General features: G+C 53.3%; 3 protein-coding genes and 1 pseudogene. All 4 read right to left on the bottom strand.

Annotation, left to right across the window (positions count from 1 at the left end; all coding sequences use genetic code 11):
- Positions 1-216 (bottom strand): annotated as a pseudogene (locus tag A4E33_RS00050) (TIGR03663 family protein); the annotation flags it as partial.
- Between the two features lie 10 nt (positions 217-226).
- Positions 227-1,006: a nucleotidyl transferase AbiEii/AbiGii toxin family protein gene (locus A4E33_RS00045; protein ID WP_292345252.1), complete on the bottom strand. Its 780-nt coding sequence runs from the start codon at positions 1,004-1,006 to the stop codon at positions 227-229.
- Entirely contained in the window at positions 1,003-1,761 is a 759-nt protein-coding gene (locus A4E33_RS00040; protein ID WP_292345250.1) for a hypothetical protein, read from the bottom strand. Before A4E33_RS00040 ends, A4E33_RS00045 begins: the two co-directional genes overlap by 4 nt.
- A 125-nt stretch (positions 1,762-1,886) precedes the next feature.
- Positions 1,887-2,781 (bottom strand): tyrosine-type recombinase/integrase (locus tag A4E33_RS00035; RefSeq protein ID WP_292345248.1); only part of this gene is annotated, 895 nt, incomplete at its 5' end.

The following is a 2,781-nucleotide window of genomic DNA, read 5'->3' as shown; positions in this document are numbered from 1 at the left end:
AACCAGGGCAAATATACCTGTTGTTACGTAATAGAGGAACGGCCCGTGGTAACTGGGGTCGTACTGCCATACACCGCTGGTCAGGAACTCGTAACAGAACCAGGAATGGACAGCTTCGTCATGGTGGAGCAGTTTGAGGTCAAGCTGCCAGAAGCGGAGGATGAATGCGAGGATGAGGATGAAGGCAAAGAGGTAGGTGGTGCGGGAGCATTTCATGGCCATCATCCTACCCGGAATACCCTTCAATCTCGCTCATCACATTTTCAAACACCGCATCAAAATCAGGGATATCGTGAATCTGGTGGCCCAGCGAAACCTGCCACAGTGCGGCGAATTGATCCCGCTTCTCCCGCAGGGTCGCGGGATCTACCCTGACCCCCTTGTATTCACACTTGCGGTGCACAATCGATTTCACCACATCACGGTCCACCCGGCCGGCCAGCTGTCCGATGTCGTAGAGATCGCGGGAGCGGGTCCGCTGGAAGATCGAGCGAATCTTTTCCGCTATGATCTCTTCGAGAGCGTATGAAACAACGGATGTTTCAAGCCCGTCGGAATAGTGATGGAAGACCGGGCGATCGATGACAGGGAGCAAAATCTGTTCGCTGTCCGAATTGGTCAGGTCCAGATCTATTTTTATCGGCGAGGTCTGACCCCGGTGCAGGATCCTGAACCGGGTTGTTGCTTTGAAACCATTCCTCGTTTGACGGAAACCGATCTCGTCTTCGAACTGGATACCGCTTTCATCACGGACCCGTACCATTGCATCGATCACTGCCGTCCGCAGTGTATCCGCATCGACCGGTTCCAGCAGGGTGAAATCAAGATCATCGGAGAAGCGGTAATTCTCGATATACACTTTCCGGATGCCGGTCCCTCCCTTGAATGCCATATTGATTGGGCGCAGAGCGGAGAGAAACCAGTTCTGTACATAATCCCGTTCGATCGTTGACGTGGGCACGCCGAACTCGCGGGCCTGTTCTTTGATCTCGCGCTCGGGGATCATTCAAGAGACTCCGGCAGGACGGTATCATTATTGATGACGAGCCGCCATTTCGGATCGTTCTTCCCTTTTGCAGGCATCGTCGGGTCCAGCAGCAGGTATTTTTTTGATGGGGGGAGGGGGAGATTGATCGGAATAGCCATCCGCTCGCACAGGTATCCGAGCCTCCGGACGACGGCAAAATTATCGATTTTGAGTGCGTAGTTTCTGAGCTGATTGTAGTCCAGTGAACCGGTTTTCAGCGCTTTGGCTGTTTCGATGATCCCCCCGGCATAGTGGGGCTTGTCCAGGCAGTCGATGATCGTCTTCTCTTTGTCCGTGATGCTGATGGGCGTCTCTTCGATCCATTCCTTGCGGACGCCGAAGAACTTCTCCTCCTTCACCCGCACGATCTGGTAATTCACGCCAAAGATCTCCATCTGGTTCTTCTTCTTGCGTGCGGGAGTCTGGACAAAGACCGTGTTCGGGATCTGCTCGGTGAGCCCGTAGTGGTGGAGGGCGCTCCAGTACGATATGGCAAAGGGCTCGACGAGATAAGAAGCGATAACGAATTCGTGGAGCGTGTATTTTCCTTTCTCGCTTCCGAGAGGGATAATCAGGTATTTGCCTTTCTCAATCCGCTCGATGAACCCTTTCTCCTCCATACGGGAGAGAATAACCCAGAGCATCTCTTTTTTGATGTGGGTTTTCTCGTATAACTGGGCAAATGAAAATACCTGGTTCTCTTTCGCCATGGACTTCAGGATCTCGATGGTCATAGCTCGCTCCTTCTCCCAAATTCCTCATTAGGTACACCAACCTTAACATTTATGTTAATTTTGGTGTACGGGAGGGGGATTTTTTTGGGGCAGGACCGGTAATCGATAAGGGAAATCATGGAACCTTACACTACAATCTCGCCTTTTGCCATCTTGTCCTCCAATCTCGTAATAAATCTCTTGAGCGATGACGGATTCTTTAATATGCTGTCGTGAATATCGTCTTCGGCTTCGGTTGCCTGTTCGGTCAGCGACCGCCCGCAGGAATTGCAGAACTCGGCCATGGGCCCGTTGATGAGCTTGCAGTGCGGGCACTGGCGGGGCTCGATGCGCAATTCGGTCTTCCCTTCGCCCGTCTCGGTTTCTGTGATCCCATAGGTCCGCAGCATCTCGTTGTCGATATCTTTGCCCGTGAGGTGAGCGTAGGTCTGGAACATGTTGGTCGTGAGGCTCCCCCACATCATCAGCTTGATCACGCTCTCCGAAACGTTCTCTTTGATGAGATGAGTGATGCGGGAATGACGGAAGATGTGCGGCGTGATATGCTTCTCGATACCGGCCCGTTTTGCCAGCCGTTTGAGCTGCATGGCCACGGACCCGTGGGTAAGTGCCGTCTGGTGTTCCGTGATGAAGACCGGCATCTCGTTTGTAACCGGTTTTGCCGGGTAGTCGTTCTTCCATTTTGCCAGGGCTTCGCGGGACATGATGAGCCGCACATACCGGGGCTTGCCGGTCTTGAAGTTCACGTTCGCGATTACGCCCCACTTGTCGAAGGTCAGGTCTCCCCATTTCATTCCCCCGATCTCACCGATGCGGAACCCGCCTTCGTAAAGCATCATGATGATGGCCCGGTCGCTGCTGCGGGTGCATGCGCCCACCATCGCGGTGATCTCTTCGGTCGTGAGCAGGTCCGAGGCAACCTTGGTCATGGTCTCATGATGGGGTGTCTTGAGGGCCTTGAGTTTCTTTTCCGGAATAGCGACGTACTCATTCTCGATGAGCCAGAGGTAAAACTGTTTG

It is taken from the genome of Methanoregula sp. PtaB.Bin085 (assembly GCF_002067035.1).
GTDB lineage: Archaea > Halobacteriota > Methanomicrobia > Methanomicrobiales > Methanospirillaceae > Methanoregula.
Note: the sequence above shows the minus strand (reverse complement) of the source record. Positions and strands in the feature narration are given on the sequence as shown.